The following is a 2,413-nucleotide window of genomic DNA, read 5'->3' as shown; positions in this document are numbered from 1 at the left end:
CAAATAGCTACATTTCTTTTATTTTCGGTTGCAATATAGAGCAGGGGCAATCTATAATTGATGGTTGGAAAAATTATAAAGTATTGACACTTTTTGATAAGTTTACAAAAGAAAATTTCCAAAAAATCGAGTTTGAACATAAAATCCTAAAATTTCATAAAATCTCGATAGAAAATGGCTATATAATAATAATTGAAGATATAACAAAGGAAGAATCTTATCAAGCGATGAAAATGAATTTTTTTTCTAATGCGTCACACGAGCTCAAAACCCCCATTACAAGTATTGTTGGTTATGCAGAAACATTGTTATTAAATAAAGATATAGATAAAAAAGATCAAAATAAATTTCTAAAATATATATATAAAAATGCACTTAATCTAAATGATTTAATAAACAATATTCTACAGTTAGCTGAAATAGAACATTTTAAGCAATCCAGCGATGTTTTAACAGATATAGATGTAGAAACTTTACTTTTGGAACTGAACATTAATCATTTATTGAATAGTAAAAATATTGAATTTATAAAAGAATGTTCAATTAAAACAATACATTTTAACGAGTATCACCTAAAAACGATATTGAATAATTTACTTGATAATGCATTTTTTTATACAAAAGAAGGTTATATAAAACTAAAATGTTATGAAGATGATAATTATTATGTTTTTGAAGTTAAAGATAGTGGTATAGGTATAGAAAAAAGCCAACAAGACAAGATATTTGAGCGATTTTATAAAATAAAAAGTAAAGGTAGCGGTCTTGGTCTTGCTATTGTAAAACATCTTGTATTACTCTATAATGGTTCAATTGAACTAGAAAGCACAGTTGGTGTTGGAAGTTTATTCAGACTAAAATTTCCTAAAAAAAATGAATAATTTTTGTAAAAAAACAATCTTGTGGTATAATGTGTATATGATTAATTTTGTTTTAAAACAGGGGTAATCTATGGATACTAAGTATATTTTTATAACAGGTGGCGTTGTTTCATCATTAGGTAAAGGTATATCGAGTTCTTCTTTAGGATTTTTATTAAAAAAAAGAGGATTTAATATTTCTATGCTTAAAATAGATCCGTATATAAATATTGATCCTGGTACGATGAATCCATATCAGCATGGTGAAGTATATGTTTTAGATGATGGCTCCGAAACAGATTTAGACCTTGGTCATTATGAGCGCTTTACAGGTTTAAGGTTAACTAAAGACAATAATTTTACGACAGGGCAGGTGTATTATAGTGTAATTGAAAAAGAACGAAGGGGTGATTATCTGGGTGCTACAGTTCAAGTAATACCACATATTACAGATGAGATAAAACAACGCATTAAAAAAGCTGCTTTGAATAAAGATATTTTGCTTGTAGAAATTGGTGGAACAATAGGTGATATTGAAGGTTTGCCATACTTAGAGGCTATTAGACAACTAAAATTAGAGCTTGGAAGTAAAAATGCCGTATTTATTCATGTTACGCTTGTTCCATACATTAAAGTAACAGATGAGCTTAAAACAAAACCAACGCAACACAGCGTAAAAGAATTACAGTCTTTGGGCATACAACCAGATATAATTATCGCAAGAAGCGAGATTGCCTTAGATGATTCTTTAAAGCAAAAAATAGCCTTATTTTGTAATGTTGACAAAAAGGATGTAATTAATGCATGTGATGTAGATACAGTTTATGAAGTGCCCGTTGCACTAAACCAGGAAGGCCTTGATTCCGCAGTTTTATCTAAGCTTGATTTACCTGATTATGGTGTTGATATAAATGAATGGAAAAAAATGGTTCATTCTATTAAGTATCCAAAAGATGCGGTAGAAATAGCTTTTGTTGGAAAATATGTTTCATTAAAAGAAGCTTATAAAAGCTTGATTGAGTCATTTGTCCATTGTAGTGGAAATTTAAATATCAAGGTAAATTTGCGCTGGATTGATTCTGAAGAATTAGAAAAAGATGGTGTTAGTTTACTTAGCGGAGTTGACGGAATTTTAGTAGCAGGCGGTTTTGGTGCAAGAGGCATTGATGGCAAAATGCTGGCAATTAAATATGCACGGGAAAATTCTATAGCTTATCTTGGGATTTGCCTTGGGATGCAAGCTGCTGTAATCGAATTTGCAAGAAATGTTTTAAAATTAGATGCAAATTCTCAAGAATTTGACGAACAAAGCCCAAACCAAGTAATTCATATAGCGAATAAATGGGTTAAAAATGGAGAATATGTAGAAGGTAGCACAAAAAGGCTGGGTGGAACAATGAGACTTGGAAGCTACCCTTGTGTTATAGAAGAAAATACACTTGCTCACAGAATATACAATCAGACACTTATATACGAAAGACACAGGCATAGGTATGAGTTTAACACGGAGTATCTTAAATTATTTGAAGAAGCTGGATTTATCTTTAGTGGAA

2 protein-coding genes are annotated in these 2,413 nt (G+C 30.3%); both read left to right on the top strand.

Annotation, left to right across the window (positions count from 1 at the left end; translation table 11 throughout):
* A partial coding sequence (locus Q0C22_RS07830; RefSeq protein WP_291493477.1) for a HAMP domain-containing sensor histidine kinase occupies window positions 1–881 on the top strand: 881 nt, incomplete at its 5' end.
* A gap of 70 nt (window positions 882–951) precedes the next feature.
* Window positions 952–2,413 (top strand): CTP synthase (locus Q0C22_RS07825; protein WP_291493475.1); only part of this gene is annotated, 1,462 nt, incomplete at its 3' end.

It is taken from the genome of Desulfurella sp., assembly GCF_023256235.1.
Lineage (GTDB): Bacteria > Campylobacterota_A > Desulfurellia > Desulfurellales > Desulfurellaceae > Desulfurella.
This window is presented reverse-complemented; position numbering and strand designations above follow the sequence as displayed.